This is a genomic window from Mycobacterium sp. WUMAC-067 (assembly GCF_020217485.1).
In the GTDB taxonomy this organism is placed as follows: Bacteria; Actinomycetota; Actinomycetes; order Mycobacteriales; family Mycobacteriaceae; genus Mycobacterium.
In genome coordinates, this window is sequence record NZ_JAEKMI010000146.1 from 1 (window position 1) to 1,352 (window position 1,352).

Annotated in this window: 1 protein-coding gene; it reads left to right on the plus strand. The window is 64.6% G+C overall.

Going from position 1 to position 1,352, the window contains the following annotated elements; translation table 11 throughout:
- Positions 1–54 precede the first annotated feature (54 nt).
- Positions 55–1,325, plus strand: a protein-coding gene (locus tag JF781_RS27915) for an IS3 family transposase (protein WP_085978347.1) whose coding sequence is annotated in 2 segments (ribosomal slippage) — positions 55–328 and positions 328–1,325 — 1,272 coding nt in all. Because the reading frame shifts where the segments join, the coding sequence is not laid out codon by codon here.
- Positions 1,326–1,352: the final 27 nt, after the last annotated feature.

Genomic DNA, 1,352 nt, shown 5'->3' on the forward strand with positions numbered 1-1,352 from the left:
TGAACCGCCCCGAGTTCGATGCACACCTTCTTTCGAGGGAAGGTTGTTCGCATCATGCCGAAGAAGTACGACGAGGAGTTCAAGGCCCGGGCGGTGCGGTTGGTCAGCGACCATGCCGAGGAGTACGCCACCCGTACGGCCTGCCTGACCGCGGTCGCCAAGCGTTTGGGGGTGTCGTATGAATCGTTACGACGCTGGATCAACCAGGCCGAGGTCGACACCGGGGTCCGCGACGGGGCGCCCACCGATACCGTGCGCGAGTTGCGTGAGCTCAAACGCAAGAACCGCGAACTTGAGGAAACCATCGAAATCCTCAAGGCGGCAACAAGTTTCTTCGTGCGGGAGAGCGACCCGCGACACCGTTGATCTGTGCGTTCATCGCCGAGCATCGTGCTCGGTTCGGGGTCGCTCCGATCTGCCGCGTGCTCACTGAGCACGGCTGCGTGATCGCCCCGAGAACCTTCTATGCCTGGCTGGCCCGCCCACCGTCGGCGCGGGCCCTGTGGGACACCGTCATTACCGAGGTGCTGGCCGGCTACTACGAACCCGACGAGCACGGCCGGCGCAAACCGGAGTCCTTGTACGGGGCCACGAAAATGTGGGCTCACTTGCAACGCCAGGGCATCACCGTGGCCCGCTGCACCGTGGAACGACTGATGCGCGTCAACGGCTGGCGCGGGGTCACCCGGCGCAAAAAGGTCCGCACCACCGTGGCCGACCCGGCCGCGACCCGGGCGGCGGATCTGGTCAAACGCCAGTTCCGGGTGCGCGCCCCCAACGTGCTGCTCGTCGCGGATTTCACCTACGTGCGCCTGGCCACCGGGGTGTTCGTCTACACCGCGTTCGCCATTGATGCCTACGCCGGGCGGATCGTGGGCTGGACCTGCTCGGCAAGCAAGGAAGACCGGTTCGTGCGTCAGGCGATCAGGCATGCGGCGCAACTGCGGTTCAATGAAGGCAATCCATTGATGGGCAACACTATTCACCATTCGGACGCAGGGTCGCAATATACGTCGGTGCGGTTCGGGGAAACCTTGACCCTGTCCGGGCTGGTGGCCTCAATCGGCACTGTCGGGGACGCCTTCGACAACGCTCTGGCCGAAACAACGATAGGGCTGTACAAGACCGAAGCCGTCCGGGCGGATTCGCCCTTCCGGCGCGGCCCCCTGCAGCGCCTGACCGACGTGGAACTGCTCACCGCCGACTGGGTGCACTGGTACAACACCAGCCGGCTCATGCACCGCCTGGGCCGCATCCCACCGACCGAGTACGAGACGATCTACTACGCTACGAACACAGCCCAATCAGAGGCTGCACACCCATAACCGCGTGTGCATCGAACTCGGGGCGGT